This window comes from Aquicoccus porphyridii (assembly GCF_008369105.1).
In the GTDB taxonomy this organism is placed as follows: Bacteria; Pseudomonadota; Alphaproteobacteria; order Rhodobacterales; family Rhodobacteraceae; genus Aquicoccus; species Aquicoccus porphyridii.
Genome location: NZ_VINQ01000001.1, coordinates 364814 through 381670 on the forward strand (window position 1 = coordinate 364814; position 16857 = coordinate 381670).

A 16857-nucleotide genomic window follows, 5' to 3' on the forward strand; every position below is an offset into this window, starting at 1 on the left:
GCTCAGGTCAGCATACTCCCCACCCGCAACAGAAACCTCATCCCTCTCCCACCCCCACCGAACACCCCATTAACCTAATAAATGGTAAACCACCGCCGTTTTCCCCGGCAGCCGGATGTCAGCCGGGGGGCAGCCGGATGTCACCCCCCTGAAATCCGGGGCTCGACGGGCGTTAACCCGGGCGGACGGTGCCCCTAGAGGTCGCGGAAGCGTTGCTCCTGACGGGCGGTCCAGAGCAGGGTAAGGGCATGGCCATCCTCGGTTTCTTCCTCGTGCTCGACAACGCCCTCCGCGTGCAGCCACGCCCGCTTGCGGCCTTGCGAAAAAGGCAGGACAACCCGGCTTTCGTGACGCACCCCGCCCAGCCGATCCGAGATTCGAGCCAGCAAAACCTCAACCCCCTCCCCCGTAACCGCCGATAAAGCCACAACATTTTCATCGCGCGCCGCCGCATTCACCGCCGCGCCCCGCGCGCCCTCGTCCAACAGGTCGATCTTGTTCCAGACCTCGATCTGCGGCGTTTCGCGTGCCACCCCGAGCGACGCCAGGATCGCCTCCACATCCTCGGCCTGTTCCCGGGTTTCGGGATGCGCGATGTCGCGCACATGCACGATGAGATCGGCGGCCAGCACCTCTTCGAGCGTGGCGCGGAAGGCGGCGACCAGTTCGGTCGGCAGGTCGGAAATAAAGCCCACCGTGTCCGACAGGATCACCTCGGGGCCACCATCCGGCAAGTGCACCCGGCGCATGGTCGGGTCGAGCGTGGCAAAGAGCATGTCCTTGACCATGACATCCGACCCGGTCAGGCGGTTGAACAGCGTCGATTTGCCTGCGTTGGTATAGCCGACCAGCGCTACGATGGGATAAGGCACCTTGGCGCGGGCCTTGCGGTGCAGGTCGCGGGTCTTGACCACCTTGGCCAGTTGACGGCGCAGGCGGACGAGCTGTTCGTCGATGGCGCGGCGGTCGGCCTCGATCTGGGTCTCCCCCGGCCCGCCGACAAACCCCAACCCGCCGCGCTGGCGCTCGAGGTGGGTCCAGGCCCGCACCAGCCGCGTGCGCTGATAGGACAGCGCGGCCATCTCGACCTGCAACACGCCTTCGCGCGTGGCGGCGCGGTCGGAAAAGATCTCGAGGATGAGCCCGGTCCGGTCAAGCAGCTTGACCCCCCATTTCTTTTCAAGGTTGCGCTGCTGGACAGGCGAAACCGGACCGTCGACCAGCACGAGATCGACCTCGGCCGCCTCGATCCGCGCCTTGAGTTCCTCGATCTTGCCGGTGCCGAACAACAGGCCCGGATGCGGCCGGGGCAGGCGCACGATCTCCTGGCCCACGACCTCGAGCCCGGGCAGCGCCACGGCCAGCGACACGGCTTCTTCCAGAGCGCGCGCAGGGTCGCGGCGCCCCTTGGCCGATCTGGGATCGTTGCGGATGTCGGGATGCAGAACCCAGGCCCGTGTCAGGCGAGCCTTGGTTTCATGGGTGTCACCGCCGGTTTGCTCACCCATGATCAGGAGGCGTCTTCGCCTTCGTAAAGGTTGATTGGCTGGGCCGGCATGATGGTCGAGATCGCGTGCTTGTAGACCAGTTGCGATTGGCCATCCCGGCGCAACAGCACGCAGAAATTGTCAAACCACGTGATCACCCCTTGGAGCTTCACGCCATTGATCAGGAAAATCGTGACCGGAACCTTGGTCTTGCGGACATGGTTGAGGAACGCGTCTTGCAGGTTCTGTCTGTCGGAAGCCATGTGTCAGATGCCTTTGTTCTTGCCCGGTGCCCCTCTGCGACACCTTTTCGATTGCGCCCGAGTATGTCGTGACCATGGGGGAGATTCCAGAGCTAATTGTAAAGCCGGAAAAACATCGCCACGCAAGGCGCGTCAATCGCGCCACAATGCCGGGTTGATCAGCGCGATGATCGCCAGCATTTCCAGTCGTCCGAGCACCATGGCCGCCGACAGGATCAGCTTGCCCGCATTGCCGAAATCCGCCAGCGCGATGGGTGTTTCCGCCGCCGCCTGGATCAGTGGCCCTGTGGTCGACAGCGTGGCAATGGCGAGGATCGTCGCCTGTTCGAAATTCGCCCCGACAAGCGCCATCAGCCCGATGACAATGATCAGCGAAAGCGCGAAGAGCATGAAAAAGACCCATGCGACAAACGCCCCCTTGCGGCGCAGCCTGCGGCTGTGACTCGAGGCGCGCCCGACCGAATTGGGGTGGATCAATCGCTCCATCTCGCGCAGCCCGTTGAGGTAAAGCGCATAGACCCGGAGAAGCTTGACCCCGCCCGCCGTGGTTGCGACCCCGCCCCCGATGAGCGACAGGCCCAGCAGGATCAGCCCCGGTGTGCCCAGCCCGGACCAGTCGCGCGCATCGGTCCAGGCCGCGCTTTCGAACCCGGTGGTGGACAGGAACGACAGGACCGTGAAAAGCCCGCCCCAGAGTGCCCGAACCGCCGCGGCAAGATCTTCGATCTCGTCGAACTCGAACGCGCCGATCCAGTGCCGCAGGAACAGGACCAGCGGCACGCCTATGATCATCAAGAGACCCAGCCGGAATTCCGGATCGCGCAGCAGGCCGGGCCGCGCCGTGGTCAGCGTGTCCGAGGCAAAGGTCAGCCGGCTGAGCGAGAAAAAGAGAAAGAGAAAGATCACCGCTTCACCGATCAGCCCCGACCCTGCGCTCTGCACCCCCCCGAGTGGCGAGATGCCGCTCGTCGCCAGGGTCGACATCGCATGCGCCAGCGCCACGAGCGGTCGATCGCCCGACACCACGAGGCACAGCCACAGCACCCCGGTCAGCCCGGTATAAATCGGCAGGAGCAGGCGCACGCTGCGCAGGATGCGGTGCATCGCCTCGGCCCGGTCGTAATGGTCGAACGCCATGTCGCCCTGCCCCGGTTCGGCCGAGGTCGTGACCTCGAACCCGCCGAGGTTGAGCGGCGCAAGGATCGCCGCCGCCGCGACCCACATCATGAAGCCGCCCATCCACCCCACCTGCGCGCGCCACAGATGCATCGTGTCCGACAGGCGCGCAGGCGCGAACAGCGTGGCGCCGGTCGTAGTCAGCGACGAGACCATTTCGAAATAGGCGTTGACATAGCTGGTGGTGCCCAGCCCCTCGTAGAGCGGCAATGCCAGGAACACCGGCAAGAGCGTGAACGCCCCGAACAGTGCCAGAAGCTCGCCCAGCCCGCCCCGCTTGCGTTGGCGCCGCCCGATCCGCGTGATCGCGATCAACGCCACCACGAAAAGCCCCAGCGTGCCGGAATAGAAAAACGCCCGCGCCTCGGCGAACCGCTCGTTCGCCAGCCCATGAATGGCCGGAACATACATCGCCGCCGCCGCCACGGCCCAGAACACCAGGAAAAGCGGGATGTTGCGCAAGCGGTGCATCGGCTCAGAAGAAGTCGATCGAGACTTGCAACAGCCGCTCGACCTCGGGGACATCCTTGGACATGGCGAAGATCACGATCACGTCGCCCTCTTCGATCCGCAACCGGCCCGTGGGTTTCATCAGCTTGCCACCCGGTTTGAGCACCGCGCCGATCAGGACACCCTCGGGAAAGTCGATCTCGCGCACCGTCTGCCCGGTGATCGGCGAGGTCGACAGGACTTCGGCCTCGATCACCTCGGCCTCGGCATCGCCGATCGAATAGACACCGCGCACCCGCCCATGGCGGATATGGCGCAGGATCGACGAGACGGTCGTCGCCCGCGGGTTGATATAGGCGTCGATTCCCATCGGCGCCATCAACGGCACCAGCGAGGGGTCGTTGATCAGTGCGATCGCCATCGGGCACCCTTCTGACTTGGCGCGCACCGCGGCCAGAAGGTTGGTCTTGTCGTCGTCGGTCAGGCACAGGACCGCGTTGGCCCGGTCCACGCCCGCTTCGTTCAGGAGGGCCGCATCAAGCCCGTCACCATGCAGGACGATGGTGCGTTCCAGCGTGTCAGCCGCGCGTTCCGCCACGCTCCGGCTTTTCTCGATCATCTTGGCGCGAATCCGCTCTTCACGCGACTCCAGCGCCGAGGCCACGGCCAGCCCGACATTGCCGCCGCCCACGATCACCACGCGCTCGGGCTTGGTATTGGTCTTGCCGAACACATCGAGCGTGCGCGCGACATCCTCGGTGGCGACGCAGATGTAGCAGTCGTCGCCCGCGAAAATCTGATCCCCCGCCTCGGGCGCGAACAGCCGCCCCTTGCGACGGATGCCGACGACGATCACCTTGAGCGTCGAGAAAAGGTCGGTCAACTGGCGAAGCGGCGTGTTGAGCACCGGGCAATCCGCGTCGATCGTGATCCCTAGGATCTTGGCCCTGCCGCCAAGGAAATTCTCGGTATCGAAGGCCGCCGGGGCGTGCAGGCGGTTGAGCGCGGCCTCGGCCACCTCGCGTTCGGGGCTGATCACCACGTCGATGGGCAGGTGGTCACGACGGTAGAGATCGGAATAGATCGCCGTGAGATAGCTTTGCGCCCGCAGCCGCGCGATCTTGCGCGGGATGGCAAAGACCGAATGCGCCACCTGACAGGTGACCATGTTGACCTCGTCCGAATAGGTCGCGGCGATGATCATGTCGGCATCGCGCGCACCGGCATGTTCGAGAACGTCCGGGTAAGAGGCAAAGCCGGCAATACCCTGCACATCGAGCGTATCGGTCGCCCGGCGCACGAGATCCGGGTTGTTGTCGACCACCGTCACATCGTTCTTTTCACCTGAAAGATGCCGCGCGATCTGCCAGCCAACCTGCCCGGCGCCGCAAATGATGACCTTCATGGCCTGCAATCCTCTTTTTGCAAGGGTTTGCATGGCAGATGGGGCTACGACGGTCAATTGCTTTGTCAGCCGGTTCACCGCGCGCTAGGCTAGGCGGGTGACGAACCAGTCGCAAAGGGATCATGGCATGAAGAAATTGACAATGATCGCGCTCGCCCTGTTGGCCGGTTGCGGCCCCATGGGCCTCTATTACAAACCGGGGATCAGCCTGGCCGGGATCGAGCGTGACGAGATCGCCTGCACCCTCAAGGCCGAGCGCGAGGTGCCGGTGCGCAACGTCAGCCGGGTGATCCCGGGCCAATGGATTCCTGGGCACAAGGTCTGCCCGAAAAAGGGCCAATGCCATGTCACGCCCGGATACATGACGCCCTCGCGTGTCGTCACCGAGGACGCCAATCTGGGGTTGCGCAACCGTGTCGCGGCGCTGTGCATGCAGGATCGCGGCTATTCAAGGATCAGCCTGCCGCCCTGCCCGCGCGAGGTGGCGCAATCGGTGCCGCCCGCGATCACCACCGTGATGCCAAAGCGCCTTTCGCCTTCGGCCTGTGTGATCCGGCATGGGCGCGGTGCGTTTCAGGTGGTCAATCGCGACTAGGGCGTTTTCGCGAAACACGCGCGACGCTGCGACAGCGATGCTGGACAAGCCAAGGGTGTTTATGGCACCGTGAAAACAACGTTAAGGAGCCGAACAGGCTTCGCGACGGTCTCTTGGCGGACGGCCCCTCGGGATTGTCATTTTGCAAGTTTCCTGGCCTCGAGCCAGTCGTTTGATTGCACAGGCTAAATTCTATTGTGGAGCGTTGTGACCCGCCTGAAGGGTTCACCACACGTCATGACAGGTATTTGCGTGGTGGCATTGTAATCGTCCGAGTACCCACCATTTTTGCCCCAAGGGCGAAAGGTAAGCAATGCATACCTTTTACAAGGGACAGCAAGAGATAACGAGCACGGCATTAATGAAACAATTCGATAGTTCGAACCCGATACCCAGCATATTCGAAGAATTGCGCACTGTTCTCGTCGTTCACCGCAGCGGCTCGATGGCCGAAGCGGCACGAGAGCTCGGGGTGACGCCTTCAACCGTGTCGCGGCAGGTCTCGCGCCTGCGCGAAGCGCTGGGGTTCTACCCGTTCGTCAAGACCGATGGAAGCTGGCGCCTCAATCCCTCCCTTTTGAAACTGGTCGACGCTTTCGAGACCGCCGAGGCCATGTTGGCAAGCGAGTTGCGGTGCCTCAACCAGGACGAGGCCGGACTTAAACGTGAGGTCAAGATTGCCGGCCCCGCCTCGATCATTTCGCATATCCTGATCCCGGAATGCGCTGACCTTGCCGAAAAGCACCCGCAGGTCATTCCCATTTTCGAGCGCCGCCTGAATGCCGAGGGGCTGGGGCTACATGACATTGTCGTTGCGTTTCGCCCGCCCGAGGCGGGACGGTTAAAGGTGCAGCGATGTGCAGCTTATAACTATGCGCTCTACGCACCGGAAACCTGGGAAACGGGCGATGGCTGGATCACGCTCATCGACAAGTTCGCCGCGGCCCATAACGAAGATGCCCAACGGTTTTTCGGGCGCGCGGCGTCGCTCAAGACCGACAGTTTCGATCAGTCGCTCCGCGCGATGCGTCTCCTAGGTCTTGCCGGGCCTCTTCCCATTCCGATTGCCCGGACTGTTCACGGGCTGAAGCGGCTTGACGCCAGGGAAATGGAGGTGTCGCTCGATCTGTTCGTCATCCATCACGAGAGCCGAAGCGATGATCCGGACATCCGGGCGACGGTCGACTGGGTCATTCAGAACCTGAAAAAGATGAGCGAGTCCGCGTCGGAATAAGTGAAAGAATTGCGCGGTTCGCACGACCGCACTTGCACAATTTGAAGTTGTTTCCTGCCCGCCATGATTGCATGCTTGAAAAAACACCAGAATTAATCGAGGCAAGGAATGAAACATCTCTCACCGATTGTCGGATTGGTCAGTCGACTGTATCTGGCGGGCTTCTTTCTCGCCTATGTTGTGCAATTCAAACTCGGCCCACACCCTGAGTGGTTGGCCAAGGCATTTCCCACCCACTTCAATGGCACCCCGAACTGGCAGGATGAAGCCGTCGCCCTTTTGCTGTTCATTATCGCGCTATGGTTGATCGCGGGTATCCGCAGCCGGATCGTCGGCCTCATCGGATTCGTGCTGTGCAGCGGCAGCGCCATTCTGCGCCATGACGCCCCGCTTGAGGCGCTATCGCCGCTGGCATGGTCGCCCGATCGCATGGCCGCCCTCGCCGCCGTCTTGATGCTGGCACTCGTGGGGGGCGGCAAATGGCGCCTCTTCCCCGGCGGGTGGAGCTTTGGCAACGTCACCTGATCGGAACGCAGAACATCCAAAGAACAGCATGACCGGTTCCCCGCAAAGGGCAACCGGTCATGCTGTTTTTGATCTTGCCTGAATCGCCCTGACGAAAACCTCTATTCCTGCTCCTCGCCCATGGTCGCCACCCGGGCGCCGGTCTTGTTCGTCGTCACCACCCCCAGCGACTTGAGCTTGCGGTGCAGCGCGCTGCGCTCCATGCCGACGAATTGCGCGGTGCGGCTTATGTTGCCGCCGAACCGGTTGATCTGCGTCAGCAGGTATTCGCGCTCGAACGCTTCGCGCGCTTCGCGCAGCGGCAAGGTGGCCAACACCCCCGGCAGCACCACGCGATCCGCATCGGCATCGCGCTCGCTTTCCCCGGGCAATTCGCGCGCCTCGATCTCGCCCGACGGTTCGCCCAGGATCAACACCCGCTCGATCACATTCCTGAGCTGGCGGACATTGCCCGGCCAGGCCATGGTCTGCATCAGCGCCACCGCCTCTTCCGAAAGCGCGCGCAGGGGGAGACCCTGCGTGCGGTTGAAATCGGCTATGAAATGCTCGGCCAGAACCGGGATGTCCTCGCGCCGTTCCTCAAGGCTCGGCACCGCGATCGGCACCACGTTGAGCCGGTGGAACAGCTCTTCACGGAACCCCCCGGCAGAAATTTCCGCCTCGAGATCGTGCGAGGTCGATGAAATGACCCGAAGATCAACCCGCACCTTCTCCGATCCGCCGACGCGCAGGAATTGCTGATCGACCAGAACGCGCAGGATCTTCGACTGCGTGCCCGGCGGCATGTCCGCCACCTCGTCGAAATAGATCACCCCGCCATGTGCTTCTTCAAGAAGACCGGGCTCGACCCCGCGATCGGGGCTTTCACGGCCGAACAGGACCTCTTCCATCCGGTCGGGTTCGATCGAGGCGGAGTTGACCACCACGAACGGTGCGTCCTTGCGCGCGGAATGGGCATGGATATAGCGCGCCGCAATTTCCTTGCCCACGCCGGACGGCCCGGACAGCATCACCCGCCCGTTCGATTTCGTTACCTTGTCGAGCTGCCCCACGAGTGCGCGATACGCGCTCGATTGGCCGATCATCTCGGCACTGATGATCTCCTTGCGCTTGAGTTGCGTGTTCTCACGGCGCAGGCGCGAAGTTTCCATCGCGCGGCGTATCACCACCAGAAGCTGGTCGATATTAAAGGGCTTCTCGATGAAATCATAGGCACCCTGCTTGATCGCCGCGACCGCGATCTCGATATTGCCATGGCCCGAAATGATGATGATCGGTATCTCGGGCCGGTCACGCTTGACAGTCTTGAGGATATCAATCCCGTCCATCCGGCTGTCCTTGAGCCAGATGTCGAGGATCATCATGGCAGGCGGGTCCGACGTGATCTCCTTCATCGCGTCGTCGGAATTTCCCGCCAGCCGCGTGGTATAGCCTTCGTCCTCAAGAATATCCGCGATCAACTCGCGAATATCGCGTTCGTCATCAATAATCAGAATGTCACCCATATTCCCCTCATACGATTTCTTCCGTCTAATCTTCTGAATGTCCTGTTGTGGGATCGACCGGCAGGCGGATCACCGCCATCGCCCCCACATGCGCGCCTTGCGAAAACGGAGCCGCGTCTTCGAGGGCGAGGCTGCCGCCATGCTCCTCGAGGATCTTCTTGACGATGGGCAGGCCAAGCCCGGTGCCCTTGTCGCGAGTCGTCACATAGGGCTCGAAGAGCTTGGCGCGGTCCTCGGGCAGGCCGATGCCATTGTCCGAGATCGTGATCAGCGCCTCGTCGTTCCGGCGAACGGCGGTGACCCGGATCTCGGGGGCATAGCCCTCGGTTCCATGCTTTTCGGCATAGCTTTCCGTCGCCTCGCCCGCATTCTTTATCAGGTTGGTCAGGGCCTGGCTGATCATCGTCGCATCGAATGCCCCGGTCAGCGGATCGTCGGTCAGATCGACGGTGATGGTCACATCCGGTTGCCCCGATTGCTGCAACAGCACCGCACCGCTGACCAGCGCGCACAGGCTTTCCGGCTTGCGGTCCGGCTCGGGCATGCGGGCAAATTTCGAGAATTCGTCGACGATCCGGCGCAGGTCGGTGGTCTGGCGCACGATCACCCCGGTCAGATCGGCGAGACTCGCCGCCTCGGCCTCGTCCAGATGGCGCGCGAACTTGCGATTGATGCGTTCCGCCGAAAGCTGGATCGGCGTGAGCGGGTTCTTGATCTCATGCGCGATGCGCCGCGCCACGTCGCCCCAGGCGGCCATGCGCTGCGCGCTGACGAGGTCGGTCACATCGTCAAAGGCGACCACGTAACCTTCGAGTTCGCCCGCTTCGCTGCGCCGTACCGACATGCGCACCAACAGGTTCTCAAGCCGCCCGCCCCGGCTGACCTTGACCTCTTCCTGCGCGACCTCGACACCGCGCTGGCGCAGTTTGTGAAACAGCGGTTCGAATTCGGGCACCGCCACCGACAATGCCAGTTGCGATTGATCCCCCTGCCAGTCAAGCAGGCGCTCGGCCGAACGGTTGACAAAGGCCACCCGGCCCAGTGGATCGACCCCGACAACCCCCGACGTGACCGAACTGAGCACCGAATCGAACAACCGCCGACGGCGCTCGATCTGCTCGGTATTGGCCAGAAGCGCATCGCGCTGACCCTTGAGCTGTTGCGTCATCTGGTTGAAATAGCGCCCGAGCATGGCGATTTCGTCGTCGCCCTCCTCCTCGATCACCTGCACTTCGAGATCGCCCGCGCCGACCCGCTGCGCGGCACCGGCCAACCGCCCCACCGGCCGCGCCAGCCGCTCGGCGAACCACAGGCCCAACCAGATCGCGGCGAGGATCAGGATGACCGCGAAACCGAGATAAAGCAGACCGAACTCGAACAGCACCCGCCCGCGTTCTCTTTCAAGCTGTTGATAAAGCCGCACGGTCTCCTGGGTCTCATCCAGGAGGTTGAGGATATTGCCATCCACTTCGCGGCTGACATAGACCAGACGGTCGGGAAAATTCTGAAGCGGCACGATGGCGCGAAACTCGTCATGATCCCAATCGCGGATGACAGCGATCCCGGTCTCGCGTGCCTCGGCGATCTGTTCGGAGGTCGGGCGCTCGAACTCGAACAGGTACGAGCGTTCGCCCCGCGCCCGCAATTCTCCGGTTCCGTCGATGACGTAGGCTTCGCGCATGGCGGGCTGGAACCGTTGCTGGCCGATGGTCAGAACCTCGCGGATTTCCGGGTCCTGCATGAAGGGTGTCGCGCTGCGCGCAAGGTCGATCATCCGCGCCAGCGACCGGGCCGAGCTGTCAAGCGATTTGCGGTGCTCCTCTTCATAGGCCTGCGCGGCCGAAAAGGAACTGCCGACCACCTGCCGCACGCGGTCGGAAAACCAGCCCTCGAGCCCGACATTCACGGTCAACACCGCGAAAATCGCCACGATGATCGTGGGAATGAGCGCCATGATGACGAAAACGCCGGTCAGGCGCAGGTGCAGCCGCGAACCCGCCGATTGCGCCCGCCGATCGGCCACCATGCGTGCCACGCGCTGCAACACCAGCCCCGCAACGACAAGCACATAGACCAGGTCGGCCAGCATCACGAAGCGCAGGGCAGAGGAATTTGCCCCGCGCTCGAACGGGCCCAGCACGAAATAGGTCGCCAGAACCAGGACCGGCCCCAGGATCACCAGCCCGAGCGTGGCGATATTCTGCGCACGGCGCTGCCGCCTGAGCCGGACAAGCCGATCCCAGGTCGATTGGCCGCGCGATCTGCCTGTTGTCTTGCGTGCCCGGGTTGCCACCCGTCGCCCCCATGATGTTGTGGCGCCTTGGCGCCTCACCGCATTATCCCGTGACCTCTTTCGGCACTGCGGCACCCCGGCCACGGTTCTGTTGCGGTTTTACATCAATTTGCGGCGGCGTGTCACGCGAATATCCAGATCTCCGATCTTCTTGCGAAGCGTATTGCGATTGATACCCAGAAGGTCGGCGCATTTCGCCTGGTTTCCCCCCGTTGCATCGAGCGCGATCTCGATCAGCGGAAGCTCCACCTCGCGAAGGATGCGGGCGTAAAGCCCCGCGGGCGGCAACATGTTGCCATGCAGGTCGAAATAACGCCGCAAATGCCGCGCGACGCTGGCCGAAAGCTTGTCACCCTCGTCATGGCCGAGGACCGGCTCGGTCGCGGGCTGGTTGCCCAGAACCTGTTCGACCTCTGCGCGGGTGATCTCGTCGCTGCGCGCGGTGAGGCCGAGACGCCGCACCGCGTTCTCGAGCTGGCGCACGTTCCCCGGCCAGCTATACTTGCGCATCAGGGCGCTCGCCTCGTCCGAGAAATAGCGCCGCGGCGCGCCGCCCTGTTCCTCGCGGGCGAGGAAATGCTCGGCCAGAAGCGGGATGTCATCGACCCTTTCGCGCAAGGCTGGCACATGCAGCGCCGCACCGTCGAGCCGATAGTAAAGATCATGCCTGAGCCGCCCGTCCTCCATCGCCTGCGCGAGGTCGCTCTGGCTGGTGGCCATGAATCGCGGGACATGGTCGCCGGGCGTGTCGATCATGCGCACGATACGCGCCTGGCTATCGGGCTCGATATCACAGATTTCATCGAACAGGATCGTCCCGCCCTTGGCCCGCGCCAGAACCCGTGCCGGGCCTTCCAACTCGCGCAGGTCGCCCGCTGTCGCGGTCACGAAAGGCAACGTGCGCCGGTCCGAGAAATCATGAATCGCCCGCGCGATCAGGCTCTTGCCGGTGCCGCTCTCGCCCGAGATCAGCACGCCGAGGTCGGTGTTCATCACCCGGGCCAGCAGCCGGTAAAGCGACTGCATCGCCGGGGTGCGCCCGACAAGCGGCAGGTCGTCGGGCCGCTCGGCCTCGGTCGTGGCGCTCGCGCGCACCCCGCTACGGCGGCGCGTCTCCAAGGCCTTGGCGGTGCGTTTCATCAGGTCCGGCAGGTCGAACGGTTTGGGCAGGTAATCATAGGCTTCGGCCTCGGCCGCCTTGATCGCCGTCATGATCGTGTTCTGCGCCGAGATCACAATCACCGGCAGGCCGGGCCGGTCCTCGGCGATCTTGGGCAGCATTTCGAGCCCATTGCCATCGGGCATCATCACGTCGCTGATCACCACGTCGCCCTTGCCCTCGCCCACCCACCGCATGAGCGTGGTGAGGCTCGAGGTGGCATGCACCTTGCACCCCGCCCGGGTCAGCGCCTGAGTCAGGACGGTGCGAATGGTGCGGTCGTCATCGGCGACAAGAACGGTGCCATCCATGGGGCGGTCTCCTTATGTGTCGCGCTCGGCGCCCGGCTTGGGCGCGAGCGGAAGGGAAATGCGAAACACGGTGCGTCCGGGCACCGATTTGACGGAAATCCAGCCGCCGTGATCCGAAACGATCTTGGCGGTCAGCGCGAGGCCCAGCCCGGTGCCGTTCTCGCGCCCCGAAACGAAGGGGTCGAACACGTCGTCGGCAATATCGGGCGGCAGGCCCGGCCCGTCGTCGATCACCTCGATCTGCAAGGGCAGGCTTTCTCCGCTGCCATCCGAACGGCGCAGGCGAAAGGAATGCTCATAGAACGTATGCAGGGTAATCTTGCCGCCGGATCTGTCCGCCGCTTCGGCCGCGTTCTTGAGCAGGTTCTGCATCACCTGCAAAAGCTGATCAGGATCGCCCCAGGCCATCGGAAGCGACGGGTCATATTCCTCGACGATCTGCATATGCGCCCCGAATCCCAGCAACGCCGAGCGCCGCGCCCGGTCGAGCACATCGTGAACATTGACCGGCTGGAAATCCGGCACGGTCAGGTTTCCGAACTGTTCGACCTGTTCGAGGAGCTTCACGATCCGCCGCGACTCGCTCACGATAAGATCCGTAAGTTCAAGGTCTTCCGGCCCGAGATTCATGCTCAGAAGCTGGGCCGCCCCGGTGATCCCGGCCAGCGGGTTCTTGATCTCGTGGGCCAGCATCTCGGCCATGCCGATCGCCGATTTCGCCGCCGATTTCACCGAAAAGCTCTGCGTCATGCGCCCGGCCAGTTCGCGCGGGGAAATCAGGAACAACATCATCCCCGCCTGCCTGCCCGATCGTTCCTGCATCGGCGCGATCTGGATGTTGCAATGCAACGGCGCACGTTCGCCGGTGCCCACATCCACATCATTGACGAAAAGCGGCGTGGCATTGTGGCGCGCGCGCTCGAACGCCTCTTCAAGCGGCGCGTCGATCATCACCCTGTCCCAGATCGGCTGCCCCCTGAGCGCGCGCGCCGAACTCATCAGGAACCCCTCGCCCGCCGGGTTCACATCGACAATCCGGTCATCCGGCCCGACCACCAGCGCCGGAACGGGAAGCGACGCCCAGATCGCGTCATCGGGGACCGCCTTGCTCATGCCGCCGCCCTTTCGCCATGCCGGATCATCAAAGGGATGAGCCGCGTCACCTTCGCCGCCTCCCGACAGGTCAGAACCTCGCGCCGGAGCGGCGCCGGTGTGCCCGCCCGATCCATGTACCAGCCCAGGTGCTTGCGCGCGACGCGCAGGCCCAGATCCGCACCATAGAACCTGAGCATCGCATCGTAATGATCTGAAATCATGTCACAAAGCGCCTCTCCCTGTGGAATGTCCGGGGCGCGCGCGCCATGGATGTCATGCGCAACCTCAGCCAGTGCCCATGGCCGCCCCTGCGCGCCGCGCCCAATCATCACGCCATCGGCCCGTGACTGCGCCAGCGCATCCCGCGCCGTGGCCGTGTCCACGATATCGCCATTGGCAATGACCGGGATCGAAACGGCGGCCTTCACCGCCCGGATCGCCGCCCAATCGGCCCGACCCTTGTAGAACTGGCACCGCGTGCGCCCGTGGATCACCACCCGGGCCACGCCCGCAGCCTCGGCCCGCCGGGCCAGATCCGGCGCGTTGCGCCTGTCGTCGTCCCAGCCGAGCCGCGTCTTGAGCGTCACCGGCAGGTCGACCGCGCCCACCACCGCCTCGATCAGGCGCAGCGCATGATCCGGGTCGCGCATCAGGGCCGAACCGGACAACCCGCCGGTGACCTTCTTGGCCGGACAGCCCATGTTGATGTCGATCACCCGCGCACCCATGTCGGCCACCTGCCGGGCGGCCTCGGCCATGGCACCGGGTTCGCGCCCCGCGATCTGAACCGCGGTGTTCTCGACCTCGACACCCAGCTCGGCCTTTTCGCGGGTACCGGGTCGCGCACTCAAAAACTCCCCGCTCGCGATCATCTCCGAGACCACCAGCCCGGCCCCGAAGCGACTCACCAGATTGCGAAAGGGCAGATCGGTGATGCCCGCCAACGGGGCCAGCGCCACGGGCGGGTCGAGTGCGATATCATGCCGGGTCGGGGTCAAGCGATTAATCCTTGTGCATTGGGTATCACCTAAGGCGGCTCCAACGAAATCACAACAAAACAGCGGGGTAAAACTGGGCACTCACAGACAAATGCCTAAGTTTTAGGCAGCCGCGCCCGCTCTTGGGAATTGCCCTTTGCCCGAACTGTGCCTATTGCGACAGTCATGAAGATCGCCGCCCTCATCGTTGCCGCTGGCCGCGGCACCCGCGCCGGCCCCGGCGCGCCCAAGCAGTGGCGCGCACTGGCCGGGCGGCGGGTGATCGACTGGACGCTGGCCCGGTTTCAGGCCGCGCCACGGGTGGACCGGATCATGCTCACGCTCCGCCCCGACGACATCGCCACATTCGCGCCCCCTCCGGGCATCGAGGTGACGGCGGGCGGCGCCAGCCGCGCCGCCTCGGTGCGGCGCGGGTTGGAGGCGCTGGCCGCCGATCCCCCGGATCTCGTCCTGATCCACGATGTCGCGCGCCCCTGCCTGCCACAAGCGGTCATCGACCGGGTGATCGCCGCGCTCGACACCAGCCCCGGCGCGGCCCCTGCCCTGCCCGTGACCGACGCGCTCTGGCACGGCGCCGATGGACAGGTCACCGGCACGCGGGACCGCGCGGGCCTCTACCGCGCCCAGACGCCGCAGGGCTTTCACTTCGCCGCGATCCTCGCCGCCCACCGCACCCACGCAGGCGACGCCGCCGACGACGTCGAGATCGCCCGCGCCGCGGGGCTTGAGATCGCAATCGTTCCGGGGCATGAGGACAATCTCAAGATCACCCACGCAGAGGATTTCGCGCGGGCCGAACGCATCCTGGGGGGACAGATGGATATCCGGCTGGGTCATGGCTATGACGTGCACCGCTTCGGGCCGGGCGATCACGTGATGCTGTGCGGCGTGGCCGTGCCGCATGATCGCGGGCTTAAGGGCCATTCCGACGCCGATGTCGGCCTCCATGCGCTGAGCGACGCGATCTATGGCGCACTGGCCATGGGCGATATCGGGCGCCATTTCCCACCCTCCGATCCGCAATGGAAAGGCGCCGAAAGCCATGTCTTCCTGCGTCACGCCGCCGATCTTGCCCACAAGCAGGGCTTCACCCTCTCCAATGTCGACTGCACCCTCATCTGCGAACGCCCAAAGGTCGGCCCCCACGCCGCCGCGATGCAGGCCCGCATGGCCGACATCCTCGGCATCGACGCCGCCCGCGTCTCGGTCAAGGCCACCACCTCCGAACGCCTCGGCTTCACCGGCCGCGAGGAAGGCATCGCCGCCATTGCCACCGCCACGCTGGTCAAACCATGACCCCCTGCTTCATCTGACCCCAAATACCTCGGGGAGCGCGAGGGGCTGGCCCCTCGCCTCCGCCCCATCCACAAAGCCCGACGCGAAAGCCCCCTGCCCATGACCCGCCTCATCGCCACCTTCTTCTATATCGGCTATCTCCGGCCCTTTTCCGGCACATGGGGCTCGGCCGCCGCCGTCATCGCCGCGTTCGGGCTCAATTTCCTCGGCGGCTGGCTGCTGATCGCCCTGCTGATCCCCGTTGCCATCCTCGCCGGATGGTGGGCCACCGCCGTCGAGACCCGGGACAAACCCGATCACGACCCGTCCGAGATCGTCATCGACGAGGTCGCAGGCCAGTGGATCGCGCTTTTGCCGGTGCTGATCGGCGCCGCCCATGCGGGCCATGCCGGTTGGGAGGCGCTGGCGCTCTGGCCCGGTTGGGTGACCGCTTTCGTGGCTTTCCGATTCTTCGATATTCTCAAGCCCGGCCCGATCGGTTGGGCCGACCGCCAGCACGGGCCGATGGGCGTCATGCTCGACGATATCCTTGCCGGGATCGCCGCCGCACTCACCGTGGGCTTGGCGGCGTATCTCTCGCATGGCATCCTCGGCGCATGACCGCCGCCCATGTCCTCGAAGCCGCCCGCGCCCACGGGCTGATGATCGCCACCGCCGAAAGCTGCACCGGCGGCATGGTCGCCGCCGCGCTGACCGATATCGCCGGAAGCTCCGACGTGTTCGAGCGCGGTTTCGTCACCTATTCCAACGCCGCCAAGCAGGACATGCTGGGCGTGCACACCGAGACGCTCGCCCAATTCGGCGCGGTCTCGGAAGAGGTCGCGCGCGAAATGGCCCAAGGCGCGCTGGCACATTCCGCCGCGCAGCTTGCCATCTCGATCACCGGCATCGCCGGTCCTGGCGGGTCCGAGTTCAAACCCGAGGGCCGGGTCTGTTTCGGTCTTGCGCGCGCGGGGCACGCCACGCAGTCCGAAACCCAGGAATTCGGCCCCCGCGGTCGCGACTGGGTGCGCAAGGCCGCGCGCGATCACGCGCTGTTCATGCTCCTGTCGGCGCTGTCTTGAC

Annotated in this window: 15 protein-coding genes; 6 read left to right on the forward strand and 9 right to left on the reverse strand. The window is 64.3% G+C overall.

The genetic code is table 11. The annotated features are described in order from the left end of the window. Nucleotides 1-194: 194 nt before the first annotated feature. The 4 genes from hflX to trkA form a co-directional block, all read right to left on the reverse strand. Nucleotides 195-1508, reverse strand: a complete 1314-nt coding sequence (gene hflX / locus FLO80_RS01800) for a GTPase HflX (protein ID WP_111362045.1) — start codon at nucleotides 1506-1508, stop codon at nucleotides 195-197. A 2-nt stretch (nucleotides 1509-1510) separates the two neighbouring features. Beyond that, on the reverse strand, nucleotides 1511-1750 hold the full coding sequence (gene hfq / locus FLO80_RS01805) for an RNA chaperone Hfq (RefSeq protein WP_088648030.1): 240 nt from the start codon (nucleotides 1748-1750) through the stop codon (nucleotides 1511-1513). A 132-nt stretch (nucleotides 1751-1882) separates the two neighbouring features. Beyond that, nucleotides 1883-3397: a TrkH family potassium uptake protein gene (locus FLO80_RS01810; protein WP_111362044.1), complete on the reverse strand. Its 1515-nt coding sequence runs from the start codon at nucleotides 3395-3397 to the stop codon at nucleotides 1883-1885. Nucleotides 3398-3401: 4 nt separating this feature from the next. Next, the gene (gene trkA / locus FLO80_RS01815; protein ID WP_111362043.1) at nucleotides 3402-4781 is read right to left on the reverse strand and encodes a Trk system potassium transporter TrkA; all 1380 of its coding nucleotides are present in this window, start codon (nucleotides 4779-4781) and stop codon (nucleotides 3402-3404) included. A gap of 127 nt (nucleotides 4782-4908) precedes the next feature. Here trkA and FLO80_RS01820 point away from each other — a divergent pair, with 127 nt between their 5' ends. From FLO80_RS01820 to FLO80_RS01830, 3 genes are all read left to right on the forward strand, one after another. Then, on the forward strand, nucleotides 4909-5376 hold the full coding sequence (locus FLO80_RS01820; protein WP_146610989.1) for a hypothetical protein: 468 nt from the start codon (nucleotides 4909-4911) through the stop codon (nucleotides 5374-5376). Nucleotides 5377-5737: 361 nt separating this feature from the next. Continuing rightward, nucleotides 5738-6610 carry a LysR family transcriptional regulator gene (locus FLO80_RS01825; protein ID WP_188078189.1) on the forward strand — a complete coding sequence of 291 codons (873 nt, stop codon included), beginning with the start codon at nucleotides 5738-5740 and terminating at the stop codon, nucleotides 6608-6610. Nucleotides 6611-6718: 108 nt separating this feature from the next. Beyond that, on the forward strand, nucleotides 6719-7135 hold the full coding sequence (locus FLO80_RS01830) for a hypothetical protein (RefSeq protein WP_111362040.1): 417 nt from the start codon (nucleotides 6719-6721) through the stop codon (nucleotides 7133-7135). Nucleotides 7136-7236: 101 nt separating this feature from the next. Here FLO80_RS01830 and ntrX read toward each other — a convergent pair whose 3' ends face one another. From ntrX to dusB, 5 genes are all read right to left on the reverse strand, one after another. Then, a complete protein-coding gene (ntrX, locus tag FLO80_RS01835; protein WP_111362039.1) occupies nucleotides 7237-8640 on the reverse strand; it encodes a nitrogen assimilation response regulator NtrX in 1404 nt (467 codons plus the stop codon). Nucleotides 8641-8665: 25 nt separating this feature from the next. Then, complete coding sequence (locus tag FLO80_RS01840) at nucleotides 8666-10933, reverse strand: sensor histidine kinase NtrY-like (protein ID WP_111362038.1); 2268 nt, start codon at nucleotides 10931-10933, stop codon at nucleotides 8666-8668. Nucleotides 10934-11032: 99 nt separating this feature from the next. Continuing rightward, complete coding sequence (locus FLO80_RS01845) at nucleotides 11033-12403, reverse strand: response regulator (RefSeq protein ID WP_111362037.1); 1371 nt, start codon at nucleotides 12401-12403, stop codon at nucleotides 11033-11035. Nucleotides 12404-12415: 12 nt separating this feature from the next. Beyond that, entirely contained in the window at nucleotides 12416-13516 is a 1101-nt protein-coding gene (locus tag FLO80_RS01850) for a two-component system sensor histidine kinase NtrB (RefSeq protein WP_111362036.1), read from the reverse strand. Continuing rightward, entirely contained in the window at nucleotides 13513-14496 is a 984-nt protein-coding gene (dusB, locus tag FLO80_RS01855) for a tRNA dihydrouridine synthase DusB (RefSeq protein WP_111362035.1), read from the reverse strand. Before dusB ends, FLO80_RS01850 begins: the two co-directional genes overlap by 4 nt. A 165-nt stretch (nucleotides 14497-14661) precedes the next feature. Here dusB and FLO80_RS01860 point away from each other — a divergent pair, with 165 nt between their 5' ends. From FLO80_RS01860 to FLO80_RS01870, 3 genes are all read left to right on the forward strand, one after another. After that, nucleotides 14662-15792, forward strand: a complete 1131-nt coding sequence (locus tag FLO80_RS01860) for a bifunctional 2-C-methyl-D-erythritol 4-phosphate cytidylyltransferase/2-C-methyl-D-erythritol 2,4-cyclodiphosphate synthase (RefSeq protein WP_111362034.1) — start codon at nucleotides 14662-14664, stop codon at nucleotides 15790-15792. Between the two features lie 99 nt (nucleotides 15793-15891). Further along, the gene (locus FLO80_RS01865; protein ID WP_111362033.1) at nucleotides 15892-16392 is read left to right on the forward strand and encodes a phosphatidylglycerophosphatase A family protein; all 501 of its coding nucleotides are present in this window, start codon (nucleotides 15892-15894) and stop codon (nucleotides 16390-16392) included. Beyond that, nucleotides 16389-16856, forward strand: a complete 468-nt coding sequence (locus FLO80_RS01870; protein ID WP_111362032.1) for a CinA family protein — start codon at nucleotides 16389-16391, stop codon at nucleotides 16854-16856. Before FLO80_RS01865 ends, FLO80_RS01870 begins: the two co-directional genes overlap by 4 nt. Nucleotide 16857 lies beyond the last annotated feature (1 nt).

Excerpts from the sequence above, each read along its gene's own strand:
- FLO80_RS01845 (WP_111362037.1), bottom strand. The coding sequence starts at position 12,403 with ATGGATGGCACCGTTCTTGTCGCCGATGACGACCGCACCATTCGCACC.
- hflX (WP_111362045.1), bottom strand. The coding sequence starts at position 1,508 with ATGGGTGAGCAAACCGGCGGTGACACCCATGAAACCAAGGCTCGCCTG.
- FLO80_RS01870 (WP_111362032.1), top strand. The coding sequence starts at position 16,389 with ATGACCGCCGCCCATGTCCTCGAAGCCGCCCGCGCCCACGGGCTGATG.
- FLO80_RS01850 (WP_111362036.1), bottom strand. The coding sequence starts at position 13,516 with ATGAGCAAGGCGGTCCCCGATGACGCGATCTGGGCGTCGCTTCCCGTT.
- FLO80_RS01865 (WP_111362033.1), top strand. The coding sequence starts at position 15,892 with ATGACCCGCCTCATCGCCACCTTCTTCTATATCGGCTATCTCCGGCCC.
- FLO80_RS01830 (WP_111362040.1), top strand. The coding sequence starts at position 6,719 with ATGAAACATCTCTCACCGATTGTCGGATTGGTCAGTCGACTGTATCTG.
- FLO80_RS01860 (WP_111362034.1), top strand. The coding sequence starts at position 14,662 with ATGAAGATCGCCGCCCTCATCGTTGCCGCTGGCCGCGGCACCCGCGCC.
- trkA (WP_111362043.1), bottom strand. The coding sequence starts at position 4,781 with ATGAAGGTCATCATTTGCGGCGCCGGGCAGGTTGGCTGGCAGATCGCG.
- ntrX (WP_111362039.1), bottom strand. The coding sequence starts at position 8,640 with ATGGGTGACATTCTGATTATTGATGACGAACGCGATATTCGCGAGTTG.
- FLO80_RS01820 (WP_146610989.1), top strand. The coding sequence starts at position 4,909 with ATGAAGAAATTGACAATGATCGCGCTCGCCCTGTTGGCCGGTTGCGGC.
- FLO80_RS01810 (WP_111362044.1), bottom strand. The coding sequence starts at position 3,397 with ATGCACCGCTTGCGCAACATCCCGCTTTTCCTGGTGTTCTGGGCCGTG.
- hfq (WP_088648030.1), bottom strand. The coding sequence starts at position 1,750 with ATGGCTTCCGACAGACAGAACCTGCAAGACGCGTTCCTCAACCATGTC.
- FLO80_RS01825 (WP_188078189.1), top strand. The coding sequence starts at position 5,738 with ATGAAACAATTCGATAGTTCGAACCCGATACCCAGCATATTCGAAGAA.